Below are 23,448 nucleotides of genomic sequence, written 5' to 3'. Positions count from 1 at the left end.
ACCGTTCGCGCGTTGCTGCATGACTTGCGGCAACCGCTGGCTGCGATTCTCCTGCTTGCCGGCACCGAAGGCGGTGACGTCGGTCGGAAGATGGACGGTATCGCCGGTCAGGCACGATGGCTCGCCGAGCTCGTCGAGACGAGCCTCAGCGAGGCCGCTGCCGACGAGGTCAGCACCACCGACCTGGGTGCCATCGCCCACCGGGCGGTGGTCCGAGCCCGGGCCACCGCGCACTGTGTCATCAGCATCGAGATGGTCGAGGGCATCGAGGCCTGGGCTCGTCCGGTGGCGTTGAGCCGGGCGCTGGCCTGCGTGCTCGACAACGCCGTGCGTGCCGCCGGCGACGGTGGCCACGTGCGGGTCGACACCTACACCGACCGTGAGGGGATCCACCTCACGGTGTCCGACGACGGACCGGGGCTGGGCAAGATCAGCTCCCGCACGTCGCTCGGACTGACCACCACCCGGGCGATGGTTGCCGCTTGCCACGGGTCGTTCCGGCTCTACGCCGGTGAAGACCGGGGAACCGTGGCCGACATCTGCCTCGCCAGGGCCGAGCTCCGGCGGGTGGCGTCATGAGGATCGTCGTCTGCGACGACCACCTGCTCCTGCTCGAGGCCCTGGGCCTCGCGCTCGGCGCCCGTGGTCACGAGGTCGTCGCCCTGGCGGGCACGCCCGAGGAGGCGGTCAGTGCGGTCGCGATGCACCGTCCCGACGTGTGCCTGCTCGACGTGAACTTCCCGGGTGGGACCTCGGTCTCCGCCATCCACGAGATCCGCGAGATCTCGCCGCAGACCAAGGTCGTGATGCTCTCCGCCGAGGCGGACCACGGCATCGTCGGCCGGGCCATCGCGGAGGGTGCGTCGGGGTACGTCGGCAAGGAGAAGCCGATCGTCGAGATCGTCGAGATGCTGGACCGCGCCGTCCGTGGTCAGCTGGCGGTCGAGCCGTCGCTGCTCCAGCGCGCGCTGCGCCCGCAGAAGTCGACCGACGACCCGCTGTGGGCCCTGCAGTTCCTGACCGACCGCGAGTGGCAGGTCATGCGCTGCATCATGGACGGCCAGACCACCGAGGAGATGGCGTCCTCGCTGGGAGTGCAGCGGAGCACGGCCCGGACGCACGTCCAGAACCTGCTCACCAAGCTCGGGGTGCACTCCAGGCTCCAGGCGGCCGCGCTGATGTCGGCCCACGGCTCGCACGAGTCGTGGCCGGTCCACCTGCGCTGACCGCCTGGGCTGACCACCTGCGTTGAACGTCTGGTCGGGGGTCGGGAGTGACGTTTGCGTCCAGAGGGACGGGACTAGTCCCGTCACCCTTTTGACGTAGGCGCCACTCCCGCACTGGCGTGTTCTGCCGACCGAGGGGGTGCGCGACGCTGGGGCACATGCCAGCCCCTGTACGCGTCTTGCTCGTGGATGACCATGAGGTGTTCGTGGACGCCTTGGCCCTCTGCCTCGGGGACTACCCCGACATCGAGGTCCAGGGGTCGGCGACCAGTGTCGCGCAGGGGCTCCGGCGCCTCCGCGAGACCCAGTGCGACGTCGTCGTGCTGGACCTCGCCCTCGCGGGTGAGGACGGTCTGACCCTGGCCCGCGAGGCGCTGGCCGACGACCCGACGCTCGGCATCGTCATCGCCACGGGGGCCGAGGCCGGTGACCAGATCGTCGAGGCGGTCCAGCTGGGGGTCCGGGGATGGGTCTCCAAGACCGAGACCGCCGACGCCCTGGTCGACGCGATCCGCGGGGTGGCCCGCGGCGAGACCCGCATCCCTGCCGACCTGCTCGCCGAGGTGCTGGTGTCGCTCTCGCGCGGCCAGCACACGACCGTCGAGCACGTGCAGGGCATCCGTGAGCTCACGAGCCGGGAGCTCGAAGTCCTGGCCTGCCTCGTCGAGGGCATGAGCCGCACCGAGATCGGGCTGCTCCTGCACGTCTCACCCAACACCGTGCGCACCCACGTGCAGAGCATCCTGCACAAGCTCAAGGTCCACTCGGCCCTCGCCGCGGTCGCGATCGCGCGTCGTGCCGGAATCACCGGAGCGACGGTCCCAGCCGGTTGAAGGGCACCGGCCCCGCACGGGCCTAGGACCCGCGGGGGAGGTGGGGAAGGTCGCCCTCCGAGCTGACCTCGCGGGGGTCCCGCCGCGCCAGCCAGAGCAGCAGGCCGGACCGTGGTCCCCTCACCGTGGCTGCGCCGTCGGCCACCACCCACTCGTCGCCCTCGTCGCTGACGACCCGAAGGCCGGGCGCGTGCTCGGTCGCCGTCAGCCGGCCGACCGCGTCGTCGATGAACCCGCGGACGAGGTCGGTCTCGACGTCCGCGAAGGTGAAGCCGTCGTCGAGGTCGACGTGGTGGAAGACCACTTCGCGCAGCCGCAGCTGCGGCAGCACGAGCGGGGGGACCATCAGCCCACCCCGCATCTCGACCTCGTCGACGGCCAGCGGACCACCGAGGGCGGCCAGGTGCGGGTCCAGCGCGGCGGCCGTCACGGCCAGGTCGTCGGCGAACGCCCCGGCGGGCCGGTGGTCGTCGGGGGAGGTCGGTCCGGGCTTCGCGGCGCCCTCCTCGATCGCCGCATCGCGACCCTTGGTGCCTCCGGGGTACATCGGCCTCGGCTCACCGTCGACGGCCCACTGCGCCAGCCGCTGGATGGCCTCCGCGTTGCGGGCCACGTGGGCCAGCACGTGCGCCCGGCTCCAGCCTTCGCACAGCGACGGCGCCCGCAGGTCCGCCAGCGTGTCGGTGTGCTCGACGAGCAGGGTGGTGTGGCGCCGCACCGCTGCGAGGTCGGCCTCGAAGGTCCCCGGGTCCGCCTTCACGGCAGCTGACCCCCGGGCTCGGCGGCGCCCTTCGCCTCCGCCTCGGCGAGGGCGTGGGCGGCGCCGATGAAGGTGAGGTGCGAGAACGCCTGGGGGAAGTTGCCGACCATCCGCTTCTCGTGGGGGTCGTACTCCTCCGAGATCAGCCCCACGTCGTTGAACAGCTCCACGAGCCGGTCCATGAGGGCCCGGGCCTTCGCGAGCTGGCCGCACACGGCATACGCGCTCACCAGCCACCACGAGCAGGCCAGGAAGGGGTGCTCGTCACCCGCGAGGCCGTCCACCCCGGTCTCGGTGCGGTAGCGCAGCAGGAAGCCCGCACGCATCAGGTCCTGCTCGATCGCGGCGACGGTGCCGAGGACGCGCGGGTCGTCGGGTGGCAGGAAGCCGACGAGCGGGATCAGCAGCAAGGAGGCGTCCACCTCGGTGGTGTCGTAGTGCTGGGTGAACGTGTTGCGCCGGGCGTCGAAGCCCTTCGAGAGGATCTCCTCGCGGACCTGGTCGCGCAGCTCGCGCCACTGCTCGACCGGACCCTCCAGGCCCCACTTCTCGACCCCCCGGACGGCGCGGTCGAACGCCGCCCACACCATCACCCGCGAATGGGTGAAGTGGCGCAGCGGGCCGCGGATCTCCCAGAGGCCGTTGTCGGGCTCCTGCCAGTGGCGGGCGAGGTTCTGCACGAGCGCCCGCTGCATGGCCCAGCTCTGGGTGGACACCTCGAGACCCTTGGCCCGGGCTTCGTCCAGCGCGATCATCACCTCGCCGAGGACGTCGGACTGGCGCTGGTCGACCGCGCCGTTGCCGATCCGCACGGGGGTGGAGCCGGCGTAGCCGGGGAGATGGTCGAGCGTGCGCTCGGGCAGCCGTCGCGACCCGTTGATGGCGTACATGATCTGGAGGTCCTCGGGATCACCGGCCACGGCGCGCAGCAGCCAGTTGCGCCACAGCCGGGCCTCGTCCACGTACCCCGACGCGAGCAGCGCCTCGAGCGTCAGGGAGGCGTCGCGCAGCCAGCAGTAGCGGTAGTCCCAGTTGCGCTCACCCCCGAAGTCCTCGGGGAGGCTCGTCGTGGGTGCGGCGACGATGCCGCCGTAGCGCGAATGCGTCATGCCGCGCAGCGTGAGCAGTGACCGCACGACGAGCTCGCGGTACGGGCCCTCGTAGTCGCAGCGCTCGGCCCACTCGTTCGAGACCCGGATGGTCTCCGCGATCCGCGAGTCGATGTCCAGCGGCGGCGGGACCTGCTCGAACGAGGGGAACCACGTCGTCGAGAAGGTGTGGGTCTGTCCGGCGGCGACCTCGAACTCGTCCTCGTGGTGGCCGTCGTGCGCCTGGGGGAGCCGGCTGCCCCGGAGCACCAGCATGTCGGGACCCGCGACGGCCGTGATGACGTCGCCGTCGAGCCGGTGACCCACGCTGTGGGACACCCATGGACGCACCTTGCCGTAGTCGAACCGGACGATCCACTCGTGCCGCATCCGCACGGTGCCGCGCAGTCCCTCGACGCTGCGGATGATGTCGGCCCGTCCGTCGCCGAGCGGCATGAGGTCGAGGACCTTGACGGCCCCCGTCTCGGTCTCGTGGATGGTCTCCAGGACGAACGAGTTCTCGACGTAGCGCCGGGTGCTCCTGGCCTCGCCGACCGGGCCGAGGAGCCACCGGCCGTGCTCGGGGGTGCCCAGGAGCGCTGCGAAGCACGCCGTCGAGTCGAACCGCGGCAGGCACAGCCAGTCGATGGACCCCGCCCGGCTGACCAGGGCGGCGGTCTCGGTGTCGCCGAGCACGGCGTACTCCTCGATCGGAGTGGGGGCGTGGGTGGCCATGCGCCGACTGTATGCCGCGGGGTGGGCCTGCGCCGGGTATGCCGCGGGGAGGGCCTGCGCCACGGGCTCCGGCGAGCAGTGTCGGTGCGGCCACCTACGATGGGGCGCGTGACTTCAGCCGTGCCTGCCCGCCGCCACCAGCACGACCAGCTCATCGTCCGGGGGGCCCGTGAGCACAACCTCCGTGACGTGTCGGTCGAGCTCCCTCGCGACTCGTTGATCGTCTTCACCGGGTTGTCCGGGTCGGGCAAGTCCTCGCTCGCCTTCGACACGATCTTCGCCGAGGGCCAGCGTCGCTACGTCGAGTCGCTGTCCGCCTACGCCCGCCAGTTCCTCGGCCAGATGGACAAGCCCGACGTCGACTTCATCGATGGCCTGTCGCCCGCGGTGTCCATCGACCAGAAGTCGACCAACCGCAACCCCCGCTCCACGGTCGGCACCATCACCGAGGTCTACGACTACCTCCGCCTGCTGTTCGCGCGCGCCGGTCGCCCGCACTGCCCGGTCTGTGGCGAGCCGATCACCCGGCAGAGCCCCCAGCAGATCGTCGACCGCCTCCTCGAGCTGCCCGAGAAGACCCGGTTCCAGGTCCTGGCCCCGGTCGTCCGGGCCCGCAAGGGCGAGTACGTCGACCTGTTCAGCGAGCTCCAGAGCAAGGGCTTCTCCCGGGCCAGGGTCGACGGCGAGGTCGTGTCGCTGACCGAGCCGCCCAAGCTGGAGAAGCAGGTCAAGCACACCATCGACGTCGTGGTCGACCGGTTGGTGGCCAAGGGCGACGACACCGGGGCCAAGCGCCGCCTCACCGACTCGGTCGAGACCGCGCTGGGCCTGGCCGGCGGCGTCCTGGTCGTCGAGTTCGTCGACAAGGACCCCAAGGACCCCGAGCGCGAGCGGCGCTTCTCCGAGCGGATGGCCTGCCCCAACGACCACCCGCTGTCGATGGACGAGGTCGAGCCGCGGTCGTTCTCGTTCAACAGCCCGTTCGGTGCCTGCCCCAAGTGCACCGGTCTCGGCACCGAGCTCGAGGTCGACCCGGAGCTCCTCGTGCCCGACGAGGACCTGACCCTGGCCGAGGGGGCGATCGCCCCCTGGGCCTCGACCAGCGGCTCGGCCGAGTACTTCCAGCGGGTCATGACCGCCCTCGGCGAGGACCTCAAGTTCGGGATGGACACCCCGTGGAAGGCGCTGCCGGCGCGCGCCCGGGAGGCACTGCTCCACGGCCAGAACTACAAGGTGCACGTCCGCTACAAGAACCGCTACGGCCGCGAGCGGTCCTACACCACCGGCTTCGAGGGTGTCGTGCCGTTCGTGAAGCGTCGGCACTCCGAGACCGACTCCGAGTGGAGCCGGGAGCGCTACGAGGGGTTCATGCGCGAGGTGCCGTGCCCCGAGTGCGGTGGGGCCCGGCTCAAGCCCGAGTCGCTGGCGGTGCACATCGGTGGTCGCAGCATCTCCGCCATCTGCGGGCTGGCGATCGCGGACTGCGCGAAGTTCCTCAAGGAGGTCGACTTCACCACCCGGGAGCGCCAGATCGCGGAGCGGGTCATCAAGGAGATCGACGCCCGGCTCGGCTTCCTGCTCGACGTGGGGCTCGACTACCTCTCGCTCGACCGGCCGGCCGGCACCCTGTCCGGCGGCGAGGCGCAGCGCATCCGGCTCGCGACCCAGATCGGGTCGGGCCTGGTCGGCGTCCTCTACGTCCTCGACGAGCCCAGCATCGGGCTCCACCAGCGTGACAACCACCGCCTGATCGAGACCCTGACGCGCCTGCGCGACCTCGGCAACACGCTCATCGTCGTCGAGCACGACGAGGACACCATCGCCACCGCCGACTGGGTCGTCGACATCGGTCCGGGTGCGGGGGAGCACGGCGGGGTCGTCGTGCACTCCGGGCCGGTGCAGGGCCTTCTCGAGCATCCCGACTCGATCACCGGCAAGTACCTCTCCGGTCGCCTCGAGATCCCGATGCCGGCCGTGCGTCGGCCGCAGGAGAAGGGCCGCGAGGTCACCGTCGTCGGGGCCCGCGAGCACAACCTGCACGGGGTCGACGTGTCCTTCCCGCTCGGCAACCTCGTGGCCGTCACCGGCGTCTCGGGCTCGGGCAAGTCCACCCTCGTCAACGACATCCTCTACAACGTCCTGGCCAACAAGCTCAACGGTGCCCGTCACGTGCCCGGCCGCCACAAGACCGTCAAGGGCCTCGACAACCTCGACAAGGTCGTCCACGTCGACCAGAGCCCGATCGGCCGCACCCCGCGGTCCAACCCGGCGACCTACACGGGGGTGTTCGACGCGATCCGCAAGCTGTTCGCCACCACGACCGAGGCGAAGATCCGCGGCTACCAGCCGGGCCGGTTCTCGTTCAACGTCAAGGGCGGGCGCTGTGACGCGTGCTCCGGCGACGGCACCATCAAGATCGAGATGAACTTCCTCCCGGACGTCTACGTGCCGTGCGAGGTCTGCCACGGGGCGCGCTACAACCGCGAGACCCTCGAGGTGCACTTCAAGGGCAAGACCATCGCCGACGTGCTCGACATGCCGATCGAGGAGGCCGCCGACTTCTTCGCCGCCGTCCCCGGGATCGCGCGACACATGAAGACGCTCAACGAGGTCGGGCTCGGCTACGTCCGACTCGGACAGCCGGCGCCCACGCTCTCCGGTGGTGAGGCCCAGCGCGTCAAGCTGGCCGCGGAGCTGCAGAAGCGGTCCACCGGTCGCACCATCTACGTCCTCGACGAGCCCACCACGGGTCTGCACTTCGAGGACATCCGCAAGCTGCTCATGGTGCTGCAGGGCCTGGTCGACAAGGGCAACTCGGTCATCGTCATCGAGCACAACCTCGACGTCATCAAGAACGCCGACTGGATCGTCGACATGGGCCCGGAGGGTGGCAACGGCGGAGGCCGGGTCGTCGCCGAGGGCACGCCCGAGCAGGTCGCGCGGGTCGAGGACAGCTACACCGGCCAGTTCCTCGCACCGATCCTGGCCCGCAGTGCCCGGACCCCCCAGCGCGCCACCGGGGCCAAGCGCACCGCGGCGGCAGCCGCCACCAAGAAGACGGCGACCAAGTCCGCGACCAACGCAGCGGCCAAGGCACCGGTCCGCAAGGCTGCGACGACGTCGGCAGCGAAGAGCGCGACGAAGGCCCCGGCGCGCAAGGCGACCAGCAAGGTTGCCGCGAAGGCCCCGGCGCGCAAGGCCACCAAGAAGGCCTAGCCACCCCACGCGAACGGCCCCTCGGTGAGCACCGAGGGGCCGTTCGCGGTATGCCGGTGGCGCGGCACAGGAGGTGGGTCCGCCTAGACGTCGCCACCGAGGTAGGCCGCCTTGACCGCGGGGTCGTTGGCGAGCTCCTGGCCGGTGCCCTCACGGACGATCTCACCGGTCTCGAGGATGTACGCGCGGTGGGCGCGCTTGAGGGCCTGGGCGGCGTTCTGCTCGACGAGCAGCACCGTGGTGCCCTGCTTGTTGATCTCGGTGATGATGTCGAAGATCTGCTGGATCAGCTTGGGCGCCAGACCCATCGACGGCTCGTCGAGGAGGAGCAGCTTCGGGTTGGCCATCAGCGCCCGGCCGATGGCGAGCATCTGCTGCTCACCGCCGGACATCGTTCCGGCGACCTGGCTGCGGCGCTCCGCGAGACGCGGGAAGAGCCCGAACACGCGGTCCCGGTCCTCCTTGATCTTCGGGGTCTTGCGGTCGGCTCGGGCGTAGGCCCCCATGTCGAGGTTCTCGAGCACGGTCATGCCGACGAAGCAGCCCCGCCCCTCCGGGGACTGGGCGATGCCGAGCACCGGCCGCTCGTGCGCGGGGGTCGAGGTGATGTCCTGGCCCTCGAACCGCACCGTGCCCTGGCGGACCGGCCGCAACCCGGAGACCGTCTTCATCGTGGTGGTCTTCCCGGCCCCGTTGGCGCCGATCAGCGTGACCACCTCGCCCTCCTCGACCGTGAACGAGATGTTGCGGATCGCCTCGATGCGTCCGTAGTTGACGCAGAGGTCCTCGACCTCAAGAAGCATCTTCATCAACTCCCAGATAGGCCGCGATGACGGCAGGGTTGTCCTGGATCTCCGCGGGGAGGCCCTCGGCGATCTTCTTGCCGAACTCCAGCACGACGATGCGGTCGGTGACGCCCATGACGAGCTTCATGTCGTGCTCGATCAGCAGCACCGTGTAGCCCTGGTCACGGATCGTCTGGATCAGCTCCATGAGCCGGGACTTCTCCGCCGGGTTGAACCCGGCAGCGGGCTCGTCGAGGCAGAGCAGCTTGGGGTTGGTCGCCAGGGCGCGGGCGATCTCGAGGCGACGCTGGTCACCGTAGGGGAGGTTGCGGGCCAGCTCGTCGGCCCGCTTCTCCAGCCCCATGAACCGGAGCAGCTCGTAGGCCCGCTCGTTGCCCTCGGCCTCCTCGGCCTTGTGCTTCGGGAGCCGCAGCAGGGCCGATCCGATGCCGGTGGAGTGGTGCGCGTCGGCACCGACGAGCACGTTCTCCATGGCGGTCATGTTGTGGAACAGGCGGATGTTCTGGAACGTCCGCGCGATCCCCAGCTTGGTGATCTGGAACTTCTGGCGCTTGCCGAGCGGCTCACCCATGAACCGGGCCTGACCCGAGGTGGGCTGGTAGACGCCGGTCATCACGTTGAAGCAGGTCGTCTTGCCCGCGCCGTTCGGCCCGATGAGTCCGAGGATCTCCCCGGTGTTGATGTGGAACGAGACCCCGTCGAGGGCCGTGACACCACCGAAGCGGAGGGTGACGTCGTCGACCTCGAGCATCTTGCCCGGGGGCAGGTCGGCCACCGCGCCCACGGAGATGTCGACCGAGGTGTCGGGCACGGCCTCCTCGTCGGGGGCCAGCACCGTGTCGTCGTCGACGCGGGTGCCACGGTGCGCGTCCGCCTGGGTGACGCTCGCGTCGTCGGCGAGGTCCTTCGTGGGGTCGTTGTCGTCGGGGCGGCCGGCGCCGGCGGGACCCTTGGTGGCGTCAGGCATGCGCCGCTCCTTCCTCGAGCACTTCGGTTTCCTCGTCGGCCCGTTTGGCTCGGACGTTCCTCCGGGCAGGCATCAGGCCCTGCGGGCGGAAGATGGCCAGCGCCATCAGGGCCAGGCCGAACAGCAGGAACCGGGCGTCGGACAGGTCCCGGAACCGCTCCGGCAGGTAGGTCAGCAGCGCGGCCGCGACGACCACGCCCCAGCGGTTGCCCTGGCCACCGACGACGACCATGGCGACGAACAGCACCGAGTAGAGGATGGTGAAGTTGTCGGGGTTGATGAACTGCTGCTTGGTGGCGAACAGCGCACCCGACAGGCCACCGATCGCCGCGCCGGTGGCGAACGCCAGCAGCTTGAACCGGAAGGTCGGCACACCCATCAGCTCGGCAGCGTCCTCGTCCTCGCGGGTGGCCTCCCAGGCCCGACCGACGCGGGAGTTCTGCATCCGCCAGTCGAGGAAGAGCACGACGAAGACCAGGGTCAGCGCCAGCCAGTAGTAGGGGATCGAGTCGACCACCGAGAACTTGATGAACCGGGTCTGGTTGTCGAGGTCGACCCTGGCGACCAAGCCGTCCCACACGAGGTGAGGGACCCCGAACAGGTCGAGGCTGGGCGGCGTCGGGATGCCGGAGATGCCGCGGTTGCCGTTGGTCAGCTTGTCCGCGTTGACCAGGATCAGGCGGACGATCTCACCGAACCCGAGCGTCACGATGGCGAGGTAGTCGCCACGCACCCGCAGGGTCGGTGCACCGAGCACGACACCGGAGACCAGCGTCACCGCCATCGCGGCGGGGATGCACAGCAGGAGTGGGAGCTTCGCGTGGGCCGAACCCAGGACGCCGACGGTGTAGGCGCCGATCGCGAAGAAGCCGATGTAGCCGAGGTCGAGCAGCCCGGCATACCCGATCACGATGTTCAGCCCGATCGCCACGAGGGCGTACATCGCGCAGAGGAACAGCACCGCCCCGAAGTCGGAGTCGGGCGTCGTGATCAGCGGCGGGTTGAGGATGGGGAGGAAGTAGACCAACACGACCACGACGGCCAGCACCACGAGCCGGCCCCAGCGGGGGAGGGCACGGAACCGGTTGGCCACACCGTGGAAGAAGGACGAGACGGGGTTCATGCGCGCGCCTTTCCGAGGGACTCACCGAGCAGGCCGGTGGGTCGGAACAGCAGGATGACGACGAGCAGCGTGAACGCGACCACGTCCTTCCAGTTCGAGCCGAAGACCGCCGAGCCGTAGCTCTCCGCGACGCCGAGCACGAACCCGCCCAGGAGGGCTCCGCGCAGGTTGCCGATGCCACCCAGGACCGCGGCCGTGAACGCCTTCACACCGAGCAGGAAGCCCGCGTTGTACCGCGTCACCCCGATCTTGAGCAGGTACATCATGGCTGCGGCGCCGGCCATCGCCCCGCCGATCACGAAGGTCAGGCGGATCACCCGGTCGCGGTTGACACCCATCAGGGCGGCGGCCTCGGGGTCCTGGGCGACAGCGCGGATGCCTCGGCCGAGCCGGGACCGCTGCACGAACTGGTCGAGCACGACCATCATCACGATCGCCGACCCGAGCACGATCAGGTCGATGTTCGAGACGTGGTAGTCGAAGATGTAGAAGAGCCGCACGGTCGGGACGTCCAGCGGGAGCGGAGACGCCTCACGCGGCCGCCCGACGTAGTCGGCCAGGTTGTCGTCGGCCCCGAACCACTTGAACGGCTTGTCGCGCAGGCCCATCGCCTCGGACAGCACGTAGGAGGCGCCGATCGCGGAGATCAGGGCGATCAGCGGTGGCGAGTTGCGCTTGCGCAGCGGGCGGTAGGCCACGAACTCGAGTCCCAGTGCCACGGCCGCAGAGACCGCCATGGCCGCCGCGAAACCGATGACCAGGAACCCGACCAGGCCGAACCCGGTCGCGCCCTTCGCGCCGAGGGCGAGGAGCACCCAGACGGCGGCGAAGCTGCCCCACATGAAGACCTCGGAGTGCGCGAAGTTGATCAGTCGCAGCACGCCGTAGACAAGGGTGTAGCCGAGCGCGATCAGCGCGTAGATGGCACCGAAGGCCAGACCGCCGATCGTGTACGCCCAGAAATTGCTGAGGAGAAGCTCCATCAGACCTCCGTGGTGAGGGACCGTCGCAGCAGGGCCGACCGGGTCCGGGTCCGGACGGGAACACGGTAGCGGCCAGGACTCCCGTTGCCGAGAGTCCTGGCCGCAACCGGTCTAACTACTTGATTTCCTGGTCCGGAACGATCTTGCCGCCGGTGACCTTGTAGGCCCACACGGAGACCTCGGCCGGCTCGCCCTTGGCGTCGAACTTGACCGTCTTGGTCACGCCCTTGGCGCTGTAGGAGCTGATGAACGACATCATGTCCGCGGAGGACGTCTTGCCGTCCTTGATCGCAGCGAGGAAGACGTTCGCGGCGTCATAGGCCTCGGCCGAGTAGGTGGCCGGGTCGGAGTTGTAGGCCTTCTTGAACGCCGCAGCGAACTCGGGGGCCTGGTCCGGGGGGAGACACGGGCAGGTGACGATGGTGCCCTCGGACGCCGCGCCGGCGCCCTTGATGAAGCCGTCGTCCTTGACGCCGTCGGCGCTGACGAACTGACCGGTGAAGCCACCGCTCTTCAGCTGCTTGACCAGCTTGCTGGCGTTCGAGTAGTAGCCGCCGTAGAAGAACACGGTCGCGCCCGAGGCCTTGGCCTTGGTCACGGTCGGCGAGAAGTCGTCCTGCTTGCCGTCGGCTGCCGTCTGGTCAGTCGCGACCACGGCGGAGCCGAGGTCCTTCTTGACGATGTCGGCCAGGCCCTTGCCGTACTCGGAGGTGTCATCGCTGACGAACACCTTGTCGGCCTTGAGGATGTCCTTGATGTACTTCGCGGCAGCGGGACCCTGGGTGGCGTCGTTGCCGAGGATGCGGTGGAAGGTCTTCCAGCCGTTCTCGGACAGCGCCGGGTTGGTCGCCGAGGCGGTGATGGTGTTGAGGCCGGCCTGGGCGAAGATCGGGCCGGCTGCCTTGGACTCACCGGAGAACGCCGGGCCGACGATGCCGACCAGCTTCTTGTCGGTGACGGCCTTCTGGGCCAGGCCGGGGGCGATCGAGGGGTCGCCCTGGCTGTCGAAGGAGGTCAGCGTCACCTTGCAGTCGGCGTTCTTGGCGTTGTACTCGTTGACGGCGAGCTCGGCGCCGTTCTTGATGTTGATACCGAGGTTGGCGGCATCTCCGGTCAGCGGACCGAAGTAGCCGATCTTGAGGTCACACGCCTTGCTGCCGGAGCCGGAGCCACTGTCGCCGGTGGTCCCTCCGCAAGCAGTCAGCGCGAGGGCAGCGGCCACGAGGGGCGCGCCAATCTTGAACACGGAACGCAAGACTCCTCCTGAAGTCATCTGAAGCACGCGGGACAGCCTGCGCCCGCGGGTCACCCCGGTTGGGGTGTGTGCAGACTATGCCGCCGTTCCCCGCGCATGTGGGCACATCGCCGTCATGCGTGACCGTGTCGTTATCACCCCGACGGACAGATGCACATGAACGTCATGGCAGCGTCACCCGTAGTACCCATGTCAGGCCCACCCACCGGGCCCCCTTGGTCAGTCCCCCCGGCAGGGGGCACCTCCACCGAAAGGCGCGCGCATGACCACCCCGCCCGACACCCCACCCGACACCCCACCCGACACCCCGACCCCCACCCCTGTCTCCGAGCCGACGTCGGTCCCCGGAGCCGCCCCCGCGTCCGGGCCCTCACGCCGCACCGTGCTGGCGTCCGTCGGGCTCGCCGGGGTCGGCGCGACCGCGCTGGCCGCGTGTGGTGCCGCCGAGGATGCAGCGACGGGCGCCGCCAGCTCGGTCACCGACGCGGCGAAGGAGGCCATCTCCAAGGCCACCGTCCCGGTCGGCGGCGGGAAGATCTTCGCCGACCAGAAGATCGTCGTCACGCAGCCCACCTCCGGCGACTTCAAGGCGTTCAGCGCGGTCTGCACCCATCAGGCCTGCCTGGTGAGCGGGGTGGCCGACGGGACGATCAACTGTGCCTGCCACGGCAGCAAGTACGACATCTCCACCGGCGCCGTGAAGCAGGGGCCGGCCACCAAGGCGCTGCCCGAGAAGACGGTCACCGTGAGCGGCGACGGGATCAGCGTCACCTGACCCACCTGCCCACCACGAGCGCAGGGGGAGGTATGCCGCGCGGTCACCGCGCGGCATACCTTGTGGCCCGCGGGGCGGGCCGTCGGTGACCCTCCATAGAGTGGAGCCGTGGCTGACCCGTCGACCTACCGCCCGGCGCCGGGGGAGATCCCCGTCGACCCGGGGGTCTACCGGTTCCGCGACTCGGCCAAGCGGGTCATCTACGTCGGCAAGGCCAAGTCGCTGCGCCCGCGGCTGTCTTCCTACTTCCAGGACATCGCCGCCTTGCACCCGCGCACGGCGACGATGGTCACCAGTGCGGCGAGCGTCGAGTGGACCGTGGTGTCCACCGAGGTCGAGGCACTCCAGCTGGAGTACTCCTGGATCAAGGAGTACGACCCGCGGTTCAACGTCAAGTACCGCGACGACAAGTCCTACCCCTACCTCGCCGTGACCCTCGGCGAGGAGTTCCCGCGGGCGCAGGTGATGCGGGGCGCCAAGCGCAAGGGCACGCGCTACTTCGGGCCCTACGCCCACGCCTGGGCGATCCGCGAGACGCTCGACCTGTTGCTGCGGGTGTTCCCGCTGCGCACCTGCTCCTCGGGGGTCTTCAAGCGAGCCGGTCAGGTGGGGCGACCGTGTCTGCTGGGCTACATCGACAAGTGCTCGGCGCCGTGCGTCAGTCGGGTCACGCCCGAGGAGCACCGCGCCATCGCGGAGGACTTCTGCGACTTCATGGCCGGTAACACCACCCGCTTCGTCAAGCGCCTCGAGCGCGACATGGCGGCCGCGTCGAAGTCCCTGGAGTTCGAGCAGGCGGCCCGGCTGCGTGACGACCTCGTGGCCCTGGGGAAGGCCCTGGAGAAGTCGGCGGTCGTGCTGGGTGACGGCACCGACGCCGACGTGTTCGCGCTCGAGGACGACGGGCTCGAGGTCGCGGTCCAGGTCTTCCACGTCCGCGGTGGCCGGGTGCGGGGCCAGCGGGGCTGGGTCGCCGAGATGGACGCCGAGACGGTCCCGGAGATCGTCGGTCACCTCATGCAGCAGGTCTACGGCGGCGAGTCCGGCGACAGCGTCCCGCGCGAGGTCCTGGTGCCGGTGCTCCCCGACGAGGCCGACGCCGTGGCCGTGTGGCTCGGGTCGCTGCGCGGCTCCGCCGTCGACCTGCGGGTGCCCCAGCGGGGCGACAAGCGCACCCTCCTCGAGACGGTGCACCGCAATGCGAAGCAGTCCCTCGCGAGGCACAAGCTCGCCCGCGCCGGCGACCTCACCGCCCGCAGCCAGGCGCTGCAGGAGCTGCAGACCAGCCTCGACCTGGCAGACGCACCGCTGCGGGTGGAGTGCTACGACATCAGCCACATCCAGGGCTCCCAGGTGGTCGGGTCGATGGTCGTGTTCGAGGACGGCCTGGCGCGCAAGTCCGAGTACCGCCGGTTCGTCATCCGTGGCGAGCAGGTCGACGACACCGCGGCGATGGACGAGGTCCTCACCCGCCGCTTCCAGCGCTACCTCGAGGAGCGTGACCAGGCCTCCGACGTCGAGCTCGGGCCGGACCCGGAGGCGGGACCGGAGCGGATCGACCCCGACACCGGCAAGCCGAAGAAGTTCGCCTACCCACCCAACCTCGTCGTGGTCGACGGTGGGCTGCCCCAGGTCAACGCGGCGCAGGCCGCGCTCACCGCCCTCGGCATCGACGACGTCGCCGTCGTCGGGCTGGCCAAGCGTCTGGAGGAGGTCTGGGTGCCGGGCCAGGACTACCCCGTGATCCTGCCGCGCACCAGCGAGGGGCTCTACCTGCTCCAGCGGGTCCGCGACGAGGCGCACCGCTTCGCCATCACGTTCCACCGGCAGCGCCGCTCCAAGGCGATGACGAGCAGCGTCCTCGACGGCATCCCCGGGCTGGGCGAGACGCGGCGCAAGGCGCTGCTCCGGCACTTCGGGTCGGTGAAGAAGGTCCGGGCCGCCTCGGTCGAGGAGCTGCAGGAGGTTTCGGGGATCGGACCTGCGCTGGCGGCCACGATTGCGGCAGAGTTGGTCTCGGCGGGCACGCCTGCCCCGGCGGTCAACCTGATGACCGGAGAGATCCTCGACGATGACTGACCGCGACGAACCAGGAGACGGAGCAGGGATGACCGAGGACGAGCGGTCCGAGAGCGAGGTCGCGGACGCAGGTCCCACCGACGCAGGTCACGACCCCGCCGAGCTCGTGATCGTCACGGGCATGAGCGGCGCGGGCCGGTCGACCACGGCCAACGTGCTGGAGGACTCCGGCTGGTACGTCATCGACAACCTGCCGCCGCACCTGCTGGTCTCGCTGGCAGACCTCGCCGACGAGGCGCCCCGTCGGGGCGACATCCCGCGCCTGGCCGCCGTCGTCGACGTGCGCGCGCGGGGCTTCTTCGACCACCTGCAGACGGCGCTCGACGAGCTGCGCGCCCGCGGCTGGCGGCCCAACCTGGTCTTCCTCGACGCCACCGACGAGGCGATCGTGCGGCGCTTCGAGTCGGTCCGCCGCCCCCACCCCCTCCAAGGCGACGGTCGCCTGCTCGACGGGATCATCCGTGAGCGAGCCATGCTCGCCGACCTCCGGGCCCGGGCCGACGTCGTCATCGACACCTCGGGCCTCAACGTCCACCAGCTCGCCAAGAAGGTGCACCCGGTCTTCTCCGGCGACTCCGGGCACAAGGTGCGGATCGCCGTGATGTCGTTCGGCTTCAAGTACGGCGTGCCGCTCGACGCCGACTTCGTCTTCGACATGCGCTTCCTCCCGAACCCGTTCTGGATCCCCGAGCTCCGCAACTTCACGGGTCGCGACGCCCCGGTGGCCGATTTCGTCATGGCGCAGGAAGGGGCTCCCGAGTTCGTCGACCGCGTCGTCGACCTGATGGAGCCGGTGACCGCCGGCTACATCAGGGAGGGCCGTCGCTACGTGACGCTCGCGGTCGGCTGCACGGGCGGCAAGCACCGCTCGGTCGCAGTCGCGGAAGCCCTGCGGACCCGGCTGAGCAGCGACGACATCGCGACCTTCGTCGTGCACCGCGACCTGGGGCAGGAGTGAGCGGGCCGGCAGTCGTCGCCCTCGGGGGTGGCCACGGTCTCGCGGCCTCGCTCGAGGCCCTCAAGCTCGTCACCGACGACATCACCGCCGTGGTCACGGTGGCCGACAACGGCGGGTCGTCGGGCCGGCTGCGCGACGAGTTCGACGTCCTGCCCCCCGGCGACCTCCGGATGGCCCTCACCGCGCTGTGCGACGACACGGAGTGGGGACACACCTGGCGCGACGTCCTGCAACACCGGTTCCGCGGCGACGGCCCGCTCGCCGGCCACGCGCTCGGCAACCTGCTGATCACCGCCCTGTGGGACGTCCACCAGGACCCGGTCGTCGGGCTGGACCTCGTCGGACGCCTCCTCAACGCCCGCGGGCGGGTGCTGCCGATGGCCGCGGTGCCACTGGAGATCACGGCGCGGGTCCACGGGCTCGACGCCGGCGACCCGGACGGCCTGACCACCCTGCGCGGTCAGGTCGCCGTGGCCACGACCAGGGGCACGGTGGTGAGCATCGCGCTCGAGCCGCAGGACCCGCCGTCCGCACCCGAGACGATCGCCGCCGTCCTCCAGGCCGACTGGCTCATCCTGGGCCCGGGCTCGTGGTTCACCTCCGTCATGCCGCACCTCATGGTCCCGGCCCTGCGCGAGGCCCTGCACAACACCACCGCCCGCCGCCTGCTGACGCTCAACCTCGAGCACTCCGGTGAGACGGCGGGCTTCACCGCGGCGCAACAGGTGGAGGCCCTCGTCGACCACGCGCCACGGATGCGCCTCGACGCGGTCCTGGCCGACCCGACGGCGGTCGACGACGAGGCGGGGTTGCGGGCCGCAGCCGGCCGACTCGGCGCCGACCTCGTCCTCGCCCCGGTGGCGCAACGCAGTGCGCCGGGGCACCATGACTCGCTGCGGCTCGCCGCGGCATACCGTGACCTCTTCGGGTGACCTCTTCGGGTCCTCGTCGGCCGACATGCTTGACGGACGTGGTTGAGTCGGACGAGCAGGTGCCGGTGCCCTCGGGCACACCGGACGGGGGAGACGGCGGAGCATGGGACGACAGCGGATCAGGGCAGGCCAGCGGACCAGGGCAGGACAGCGAGATGGCAGGATGAAGCAATGGCGATGACGGCGCGGGTCAAGGACGAGCTCAGCAGACTCGACGTCACGAAGCCCTGCTGCCGCAAGTCCGAGGTGGCCGCGACCCTGCGCTTCGCGGGCGGGCTGCACATCGTCGGGGGCCGGATCGTGGTCGAGGCCGAGCTCGACACCGCCAACGCGGCCCGTCGGCTCCGCAAGAACATCAGTGACCTCTACGGCCACCCGTCCGAGGTGCTCGTCCTCGCGGCCGGTGGGCTGCGCAAGGGCAGCCGCTACGTCGTCCGCGTGGTCCAGGACGGCGAGGCACTGGCCCGCCAGACCGGGCTGATCGACGCCCGTGGTCGTCCGGTGCGTGGTCTGCCGCCCAAGGTCGTCAGCGCCTCGGCGTGCGACGCCGAGGCCGCCTGGCGCGGGGCGTTCATCGCGCACGGCTCGCTCACCGAGCCCGGCCGGTCGTCGGCCCTCGAGGTGACCTGCCCCGGACCGGAGGCAGCCCTGGCCCTGGTCGGCGCGGCCCGTCGGCTCGGCATCCAGGCCAAGGCCCGCGAGGTGCGCGGCGTCGACCGCGTCGTCATCCGCGACGGCGACGCCATCGGGGCCATGCTCACGCGACTCGGGGCGCACGACGCCGTGATGGCGTGGGAGGAGCGGCGGATGCGCCGCGAGGTCCGCGCCACGGCCAACCGGCTGGCCAACTTCGACGACGCCAACCTGCGCCGGTCGGCGCGTGCCGCGGTCGCCGCCGGGGCCCGGGTGCACCGGGCCATGGAGATCCTCGGCGACGACATCCCCGACCACCTCAAGGAGGCCGGGGCGCTGCGCTTGGAGCACAAGCAGGCCTCGCTCGAGGAGCTCGGCCAGCTGGCCCAGCCGCCGATGACCAAGGACGCCGTCGCCGGCCGGATCCGGCGGCTGCTGGCGATGGCCGACAAGCGCGCGCAGGACCTCGGCATCCCGGGCACGGAGGCCAACCTCACGCCCGACATGCTCGACGCCTGAGCCAGCTGCCGCACGCACCCACGAGGAGCCAGCATGACGAGGATCGCCGTCGTCGGCACGGGGTACGTCGGACTGTCGATGGCCGTGCTGCTCGCCCAGCACCACGACGTCGTCGCGTTCGACATCGACCGCGACCGGGTCGCGGGACTACGTGAGGGACGCAGCCCGATCAAGGACGCCGAGATCGAGGACTTCCTCGCCCACCGGGAGCTGCGGCTCACCTTCACCGACGACTCCGACGAGGCCTACTCGGGCGCCGACTTCGTCGTCATCGCGACCCCCACCGACTACGACCCGGTGACCAACTACTTCAACACCTCGACCGTCGAGAAGGTGGCGGCCGACGTGGCTGCGGCCAACCCGACCGCCGTGATGGTGGTCAAGTCGACCGTGCCGGTGGGCTTCACCCGGGCCCTGGCCCAGCGGCTGGGCACCGACCACCTCATCTTCAGCCCGGAGTTCCTCCGCGAGGGACGGGCGCTCTGGGACAGCCTGCACCCCTCCCGGATCGTGGTCGGCGACCTGGGCGAGCGCGGGCGGGCCTTCGCCGACCTGCTCGTCGAGGGCTCCCTCGAGCCGGACGTGCCGGTGCTGCTCACCGACAGCACCGAGGCCGAGGCGGTCAAGCTGTTCGCCAACACCTACCTCGCCATGCGGGTGGCCTTCTTCAACGAGCTCGACACCTTCGCGCTGACCCACGACCTCGACCCCCGCCAGATCATCGAGGGCGTGGGCCTCGACCCGCGGATCGGGCCCGGGTACAACAACCCGTCGTTCGGGTACGGCGGCTACTGCCTGCCCAAGGACACCAAGCAGCTCCTCGCCAACTACCAGGACGTCCCGCAGTCGCTCATCGAGGCCATCGTCACGGCCAACACGACGCGCAAGGACTTCGTGGCGACCGACATCCTGCGCCGCAGGCCCCAGGTCGTGGGCATCCACCGGCTCATCATGAAGTCCGGCTCCGACAACTTCAGGTCCAGCAGCGTGCAGGGGATCATGAAGCGGATCAAGGCCAAGGGTGTCCAGGTGGTCGTCTACGAGCCCGCCCTGGCCGACGACACCTTCTTCGGGTCACGGGTGATCCGCGACCTCGACGAGTTCGCCGAGCTCTCCGACGTGATCGTCGCCAACCGCATGGTGGCCGAGCTCGAGCCAGTGGCGGACAAGGTCTACACCCGCGACCTCTTCGGCGGCGACTCCTGACCGGGGCGAAGTCACCCGGGGGTTACCCGCCCGTACGCCGGACCGCCCTGCCTGCGGGCCCAACCCATCCAATAGGCTCACCGCTGAGCAACACCGTGCCGCGAGCACGCGGCATACCGTCCCCATCCCAGAAGGACTTGGCATCGTGACTGTTCGCGTAGGTATCAACGGCTTCGGCCGCATCGGCCGCAACTTCTTCCGCGCCATCGAGGCGTCGGGCGCCGACATCGAAGTCGTCGCCACGAACGACCTGATGGACAACAAGACGCTGGCCCACCTGCTCAAGTACGACTCGATCCTCGGTCGCTTCCCCGGCGAGGTCAGCTACGACGACACCTCGATCACCGCTGGTGGCAAGACGTTCAAGGTCTTCGAGGAGCGCGACCCGGCCAAGATCGACTGGGCCTCCGTCGGTGCCGACATCGTCGTCGAGTCCACCGGGTTCTTCACCGACGCGACCAAGGCCAGGGCGCACATCGACGGTGGGGCCAAGAAGGTCATCATCTCGGCGCCGGCGTCCAACGAGGACATCACCATCGTCATGGGTGTCAACGATGGTGACTACGACACCGCGAAGCACACGATCATCTCCAACGCGTCGTGCACCACGAACTGCCTCGGCCCGATGGCCAAGGTGCTCAACGACGAGTTCGGCATCGTCAAGGGCCTGATGACGACGATCCACGCCTACACCCAGGACCAGAACCTCCAGGACGCCCCGCACAAGGACCTGCGTCGCGCCCGGGCCGCCGCCCTCAACATCGTGCCCACCTCGACCGGAGCCGCCAAGGCCATCGGCCTCGTGCTGCCCGAGCTCAAGGGCAAGCTCGACGGGTTCGCGCTGCGGGTCCCGATCGCCACCGGCTCGGCAACCGACCTCACCTTCGAGGCCGGCCGCGACACGACGGCCGAGGAGGTCAACGCGGCGGTCAAGGCGGCTGCCGAGGGCCCGCTCAAGGGCATCCTCGTCTACACCGAGGACGCCATCGTCTCCAAGGACATCGAGACCGACCCGGCCTCCTGCATCTTCGACGCGGGCCTGACCAAGGTGATCGGCAACCAGGTGAAGGTGATCGGCTGGTACGACAACGAGTGGGGCTACTCCAACCGCCTCGCCGACCTCGTGGTCCTCGTCGGCCAGACCCTCTGACCCGGCCGGGGCCAGTCCTGATGCAGACCATCTCCGAGCTGGGCGACCTGCGCGGCAAGCGCGTCCTCGTCCGCTCCGACCTCAACGTGCCCCTCGAGCATGACGATGACGCAGGCGGGAGCACGATCACGGACGACGGGCGGATCCGCGCGTCCGCACCCACGATCAAGGCGCTGGCCGAGGCGGGGGCGCGCGTGGTCGTGTGCGCCCACCTGGGCCGTCCCCAGGGCGCACCGGAGGACAAGTACTCCTTGGCCCCGGTGGCGACCCGGCTGGGTGAGCTGCTCGGCCAGGACGTCACCTTCGCCACCGACACGGTGGGGGAGAGCGCCCGGGCCGCGGTGGAGGCGGCCCAGGACGGCGACGTCGTGCTGCTCGAGAACCTGCGGTTCAACCCGGGGGAGACGGCCAAGACCGACGAGGAGCGCGCCGAGTTCGCCGCGCAGCTCGCGGCCCTGGCCGACGTGTTCGTCTCCGACGGGTTCGGGGTGGTGCACCGCAAGCAGGCCAGCGTCTACGACGTCGCCAGGCTGCTGCCGTCGGCCGTCGGCGGGCTGGTCGAGACCGAGGTCGGCGTGCTCAAGCGCCTCACCGAGGACCCCGAGCGCCCGTATGCCGTGGTCCTCGGCGGGGCGAAGGTCTCCGACAAGCTCGGCGTGATCGACAACCTGCTCCAGACCGCCGACCGCCTGCTCATCGGGGGCGGCATGGTCTTCACGTTCCTCGCCGCCAAGGACTACGAAGTGGGCTCCAGCCTGCTCGAGGCCGACCAGGTCGAGCAGGTCAAGGGCTACCTCGCCCAGGCCGAGGAGCGTGGCGTCGAGATCGTCCTGCCCGTCGACATCGTGGCGGCCACGGCCTTCTCGGCCGACGCGGACCACGAGGTCGTCCCGGCCGGCGCGATCCCGGCCGACCGGATGGGCCTCGACATCGGCCCCGAGTCCGGCGTGCTGTTCGCCGAGAAGCTCAAGGACTGCAAGACGGTGTTCTGGAACGGCCCGATGGGCGCGTTCGAGATGGCCCCGTATGCCGAGGGCACGGCTGCCGTCGCCGAGGCCCTGGTGGAGGTCACCGAGAAGGGGGCACTCACCGTCATCGGCGGTGGCGACTCCGCGGCGGCCGTCCGACAGCTGGGGTTCGAGGACGACCAGTTCGGACACATCTCCACCGGTGGTGGGGCGAGCCTGGAGTACCTCGAGGGCAAGCAGCTCCCGGGCCTGACGGTGCTCGACGAGCCGAGCGCCTGAACCACCGCCGACCACCCAGCACCAGACCAACGACCGTTTCGGTGGGCCGGGCCCAGTGCCCGGCCCACCGGCATACTCCCAAGGACGACACCTGATGGCAGCCAAGACCTCCGGCCGCACGCCCCTCATGGCGGGCAACTGGAAGATGAACCTCGACCACCTGCAGGCCACCCACCTGGTGCAGAAGCTGGACTGGACCCTGCGCGACGGTCGCCACGACTTCGGCGCCGTCGAGGTGGCGGTGCTGCCGCCGTTCACCGACCTGCGCTCGGTGCAGACCCTCATCGACGGCGACCGGCTCGACCTGCGGCACGGCGGCCAGGACCTCTCGGCCCACGACAGCGGTGCCTACACCGGTGAGATCTCGGGTGCCTTCCTGGCCAAGCTCGGCTGCACCTATGTGCTGGCCGGCCACAGCGAGCGCCGCGAGTACCACCACGAGACCGAGGAGATCGTGAACTCCAAGGTGAAGGCCGCCCTCCGACACGGCCTGACCCCGATCTTCTGCGTGGGCGAGCACCTGGAGGTGCGCCAGGCCGGCACCCACCTCGACCACGTGCTCATGCAGCTCGAGGCAGGCCTGGTCGACGTCACCGCGGCGCAGGCCGCCACCATCGTCATCGCGTACGAGCCGGTCTGGGCCATCGGCACCGGCGAGGTCGCGACCCCCCAGGACGCGCAGGAGGTCTGCGCGGCGATCCGCACCAAGCTGGCCGAGCTCTACTCCGGTGACCTGGCCGACGGGGTGCGCGTGCTCTACGGCGGGTCGGTCAAGGCCGGCAACGTCGCGGCGATCATGGCGCAGGAGGACGTCGACGGCGCCCTCGTCGGTGGCGCGTCGATCGACCCGGCGGAGTTCGCCTCGATCTGCCGCTACCGGGACCACCTGGCGACCTCCTGAGCATCGAACAGGTATCCTGACCCCTGCTGCGTTTTCGCAGCGACAACTGACGTCGA

Annotated in this window: 20 protein-coding genes; 13 read left to right on the top strand and 7 right to left on the bottom strand. The window is 70.1% G+C overall.

Features of this window, described 5'->3' with window-relative positions:
* Positions 1–90 precede the first annotated feature (90 nt).
* From AC1DWJ_RS02400 to AC1DWJ_RS02390, 3 genes are all read left to right on the top strand, one after another.
* Positions 91–579: a sensor histidine kinase gene (locus AC1DWJ_RS02400; protein ID WP_457255400.1), complete on the top strand. Its 489-nt coding sequence runs from the start codon at positions 91–93 to the stop codon at positions 577–579.
* Entirely contained in the window at positions 576–1,226 is a 651-nt protein-coding gene (locus tag AC1DWJ_RS02395; protein WP_056921120.1) for a response regulator, read from the top strand. Before AC1DWJ_RS02400 ends, AC1DWJ_RS02395 begins: the two co-directional genes overlap by 4 nt.
* A 185-nt stretch (positions 1,227–1,411) precedes the next feature.
* Positions 1,412–2,059, top strand: a complete 648-nt coding sequence (locus tag AC1DWJ_RS02390; protein WP_457255399.1) for a response regulator transcription factor — start codon at positions 1,412–1,414, stop codon at positions 2,057–2,059.
* Between the two features lie 22 nt (positions 2,060–2,081).
* Here the strand turns inward: AC1DWJ_RS02390 and AC1DWJ_RS02385 are convergent, their stop codons facing one another.
* Both AC1DWJ_RS02385 and AC1DWJ_RS02380 read right to left on the bottom strand, forming a co-directional pair.
* Positions 2,082–2,819, bottom strand: a complete 738-nt coding sequence (locus AC1DWJ_RS02385; RefSeq protein WP_457255398.1) for a maleylpyruvate isomerase family mycothiol-dependent enzyme — start codon at positions 2,817–2,819, stop codon at positions 2,082–2,084.
* A complete protein-coding gene (locus AC1DWJ_RS02380) occupies positions 2,816–4,642 on the bottom strand; it encodes a glycoside hydrolase family 15 protein (protein ID WP_457255397.1) in 1,827 nt (608 codons plus the stop codon). Before AC1DWJ_RS02380 ends, AC1DWJ_RS02385 begins: the two co-directional genes overlap by 4 nt.
* Positions 4,643–4,741: 99 nt before the next feature.
* Here AC1DWJ_RS02380 and uvrA point away from each other — a divergent pair, with 99 nt between their 5' ends.
* Positions 4,742–7,858, top strand: coding sequence for an excinuclease ABC subunit UvrA (uvrA, locus tag AC1DWJ_RS02375; RefSeq protein ID WP_477619911.1), 3,117 nt, complete (start codon positions 4,742–4,744; stop codon positions 7,856–7,858).
* Positions 7,859–7,941: 83 nt separating this feature from the next.
* On the opposite strand, the gene AC1DWJ_RS02370 is transcribed toward uvrA, so the two are convergent.
* From AC1DWJ_RS02370 to AC1DWJ_RS02350, 5 genes are all read right to left on the bottom strand, one after another.
* Positions 7,942–8,661: an ABC transporter ATP-binding protein gene (locus AC1DWJ_RS02370; protein WP_457255605.1), complete on the bottom strand. Its 720-nt coding sequence runs from the start codon at positions 8,659–8,661 to the stop codon at positions 7,942–7,944.
* A complete protein-coding gene (locus tag AC1DWJ_RS02365) occupies positions 8,651–9,631 on the bottom strand; it encodes an ABC transporter ATP-binding protein (protein WP_457255395.1) in 981 nt (326 codons plus the stop codon). Before AC1DWJ_RS02365 ends, AC1DWJ_RS02370 begins: the two co-directional genes overlap by 11 nt.
* Positions 9,624–10,754, bottom strand: coding sequence for a branched-chain amino acid ABC transporter permease (locus AC1DWJ_RS02360; RefSeq protein WP_457255394.1), 1,131 nt, complete (start codon positions 10,752–10,754; stop codon positions 9,624–9,626). The genes AC1DWJ_RS02365 and AC1DWJ_RS02360 overlap by 8 nt, the downstream gene beginning before the upstream one ends.
* A complete protein-coding gene (locus AC1DWJ_RS02355; RefSeq protein ID WP_457255393.1) occupies positions 10,751–11,737 on the bottom strand; it encodes a branched-chain amino acid ABC transporter permease in 987 nt (328 codons plus the stop codon). The genes AC1DWJ_RS02360 and AC1DWJ_RS02355 overlap by 4 nt, the downstream gene beginning before the upstream one ends.
* Before the next feature lie 115 nt (positions 11,738–11,852).
* Positions 11,853–12,983 carry a branched-chain amino acid ABC transporter substrate-binding protein gene (locus AC1DWJ_RS02350; protein WP_457255392.1) on the bottom strand — a complete coding sequence of 377 codons (1,131 nt, stop codon included), beginning with the start codon at positions 12,981–12,983 and terminating at the stop codon, positions 11,853–11,855.
* Between the two features lie 271 nt (positions 12,984–13,254).
* On the opposite strand from AC1DWJ_RS02350, the gene AC1DWJ_RS02345 reads away from it, so the two are divergent.
* From AC1DWJ_RS02345 to tpiA, 9 genes are all read left to right on the top strand, one after another.
* The gene (locus AC1DWJ_RS02345; protein WP_457255391.1) at positions 13,255–13,767 is read left to right on the top strand and encodes a Rieske (2Fe-2S) protein; all 513 of its coding nucleotides are present in this window, start codon (positions 13,255–13,257) and stop codon (positions 13,765–13,767) included.
* Between the two features lie 108 nt (positions 13,768–13,875).
* Positions 13,876–15,846, top strand: a complete 1,971-nt coding sequence (gene uvrC / locus AC1DWJ_RS02340) for an excinuclease ABC subunit UvrC (RefSeq protein ID WP_477619910.1) — start codon at positions 13,876–13,878, stop codon at positions 15,844–15,846.
* Positions 15,847–15,874: 28 nt separating this feature from the next.
* Complete coding sequence (rapZ, locus tag AC1DWJ_RS02335; RefSeq protein WP_457255389.1) at positions 15,875–16,804, top strand: RNase adapter RapZ; 930 nt, start codon at positions 15,875–15,877, stop codon at positions 16,802–16,804.
* Positions 16,801–17,736 carry a gluconeogenesis factor YvcK family protein gene (locus tag AC1DWJ_RS02330; RefSeq protein WP_457255388.1) on the top strand — a complete coding sequence of 312 codons (936 nt, stop codon included), beginning with the start codon at positions 16,801–16,803 and terminating at the stop codon, positions 17,734–17,736. Before rapZ ends, AC1DWJ_RS02330 begins: the two co-directional genes overlap by 4 nt.
* Positions 17,737–17,907: 171 nt before the next feature.
* Positions 17,908–18,888 carry a DNA-binding protein WhiA gene (gene whiA, locus AC1DWJ_RS02325; protein WP_056921110.1) on the top strand — a complete coding sequence of 327 codons (981 nt, stop codon included), beginning with the start codon at positions 17,908–17,910 and terminating at the stop codon, positions 18,886–18,888.
* 33 nt (positions 18,889–18,921) lie between these two features.
* The gene (locus AC1DWJ_RS02320) at positions 18,922–20,094 is read left to right on the top strand and encodes a nucleotide sugar dehydrogenase (protein WP_477619909.1); all 1,173 of its coding nucleotides are present in this window, start codon (positions 18,922–18,924) and stop codon (positions 20,092–20,094) included.
* A gap of 145 nt (positions 20,095–20,239) precedes the next feature.
* A complete protein-coding gene (gene gap / locus AC1DWJ_RS02315) occupies positions 20,240–21,244 on the top strand; it encodes a type I glyceraldehyde-3-phosphate dehydrogenase (RefSeq protein ID WP_457255386.1) in 1,005 nt (334 codons plus the stop codon).
* 20 nt (positions 21,245–21,264) lie between these two features.
* Positions 21,265–22,491 (top strand): phosphoglycerate kinase, encoded by a 1,227-nt coding sequence (locus tag AC1DWJ_RS02310; protein ID WP_477619908.1) that lies wholly within the window; start codon positions 21,265–21,267, stop codon positions 22,489–22,491.
* A gap of 94 nt (positions 22,492–22,585) precedes the next feature.
* Positions 22,586–23,392, top strand: coding sequence for a triose-phosphate isomerase (tpiA, locus tag AC1DWJ_RS02305; protein ID WP_477619907.1), 807 nt, complete (start codon positions 22,586–22,588; stop codon positions 23,390–23,392).
* Positions 23,393–23,448 lie beyond the last annotated feature (56 nt).

The sequence above is a fragment of the Pedococcus sp. P2_D7 genome (assembly GCF_056404295.1).
This window is presented reverse-complemented; position numbering and strand designations above follow the sequence as displayed.

Bases quoted from the DNA above. Each gene is read 5' to 3' on its own strand.
- whiA (WP_056921110.1), top strand. From the start codon at position 17,908: ATGGCGATGACGGCGCGGGTCAAGGACGAGCTCAGCAGACTCGACGTC.
- AC1DWJ_RS02310 (WP_477619908.1), top strand. From the start codon at position 21,265: ATGCAGACCATCTCCGAGCTGGGCGACCTGCGCGGCAAGCGCGTCCTC.
- AC1DWJ_RS02365 (WP_457255395.1), bottom strand. From the start codon at position 9,631: ATGCCTGACGCCACCAAGGGTCCCGCCGGCGCCGGCCGCCCCGACGAC.
- AC1DWJ_RS02345 (WP_457255391.1), top strand. From the start codon at position 13,255: ATGACCACCCCGCCCGACACCCCACCCGACACCCCACCCGACACCCCG.
- rapZ (WP_457255389.1), top strand. From the start codon at position 15,875: ATGACCGAGGACGAGCGGTCCGAGAGCGAGGTCGCGGACGCAGGTCCC.
- AC1DWJ_RS02370 (WP_457255605.1), bottom strand. From the start codon at position 8,661: ATGCTTCTTGAGGTCGAGGACCTCTGCGTCAACTACGGACGCATCGAG.
- AC1DWJ_RS02380 (WP_457255397.1), bottom strand. From the start codon at position 4,642: ATGGCCACCCACGCCCCCACTCCGATCGAGGAGTACGCCGTGCTCGGC.
- AC1DWJ_RS02355 (WP_457255393.1), bottom strand. From the start codon at position 11,737: ATGGAGCTTCTCCTCAGCAATTTCTGGGCGTACACGATCGGCGGTCTG.
- AC1DWJ_RS02400 (WP_457255400.1), top strand. From the start codon at position 91: ATGGACGGTATCGCCGGTCAGGCACGATGGCTCGCCGAGCTCGTCGAG.
- tpiA (WP_477619907.1), top strand. From the start codon at position 22,586: ATGGCAGCCAAGACCTCCGGCCGCACGCCCCTCATGGCGGGCAACTGG.
- uvrA (WP_477619911.1), top strand. From the start codon at position 4,742: ATGGGGCGCGTGACTTCAGCCGTGCCTGCCCGCCGCCACCAGCACGAC.
- AC1DWJ_RS02360 (WP_457255394.1), bottom strand. From the start codon at position 10,754: ATGAACCCCGTCTCGTCCTTCTTCCACGGTGTGGCCAACCGGTTCCGT.
- AC1DWJ_RS02395 (WP_056921120.1), top strand. From the start codon at position 576: ATGAGGATCGTCGTCTGCGACGACCACCTGCTCCTGCTCGAGGCCCTG.
- AC1DWJ_RS02320 (WP_477619909.1), top strand. From the start codon at position 18,922: ATGACGAGGATCGCCGTCGTCGGCACGGGGTACGTCGGACTGTCGATG.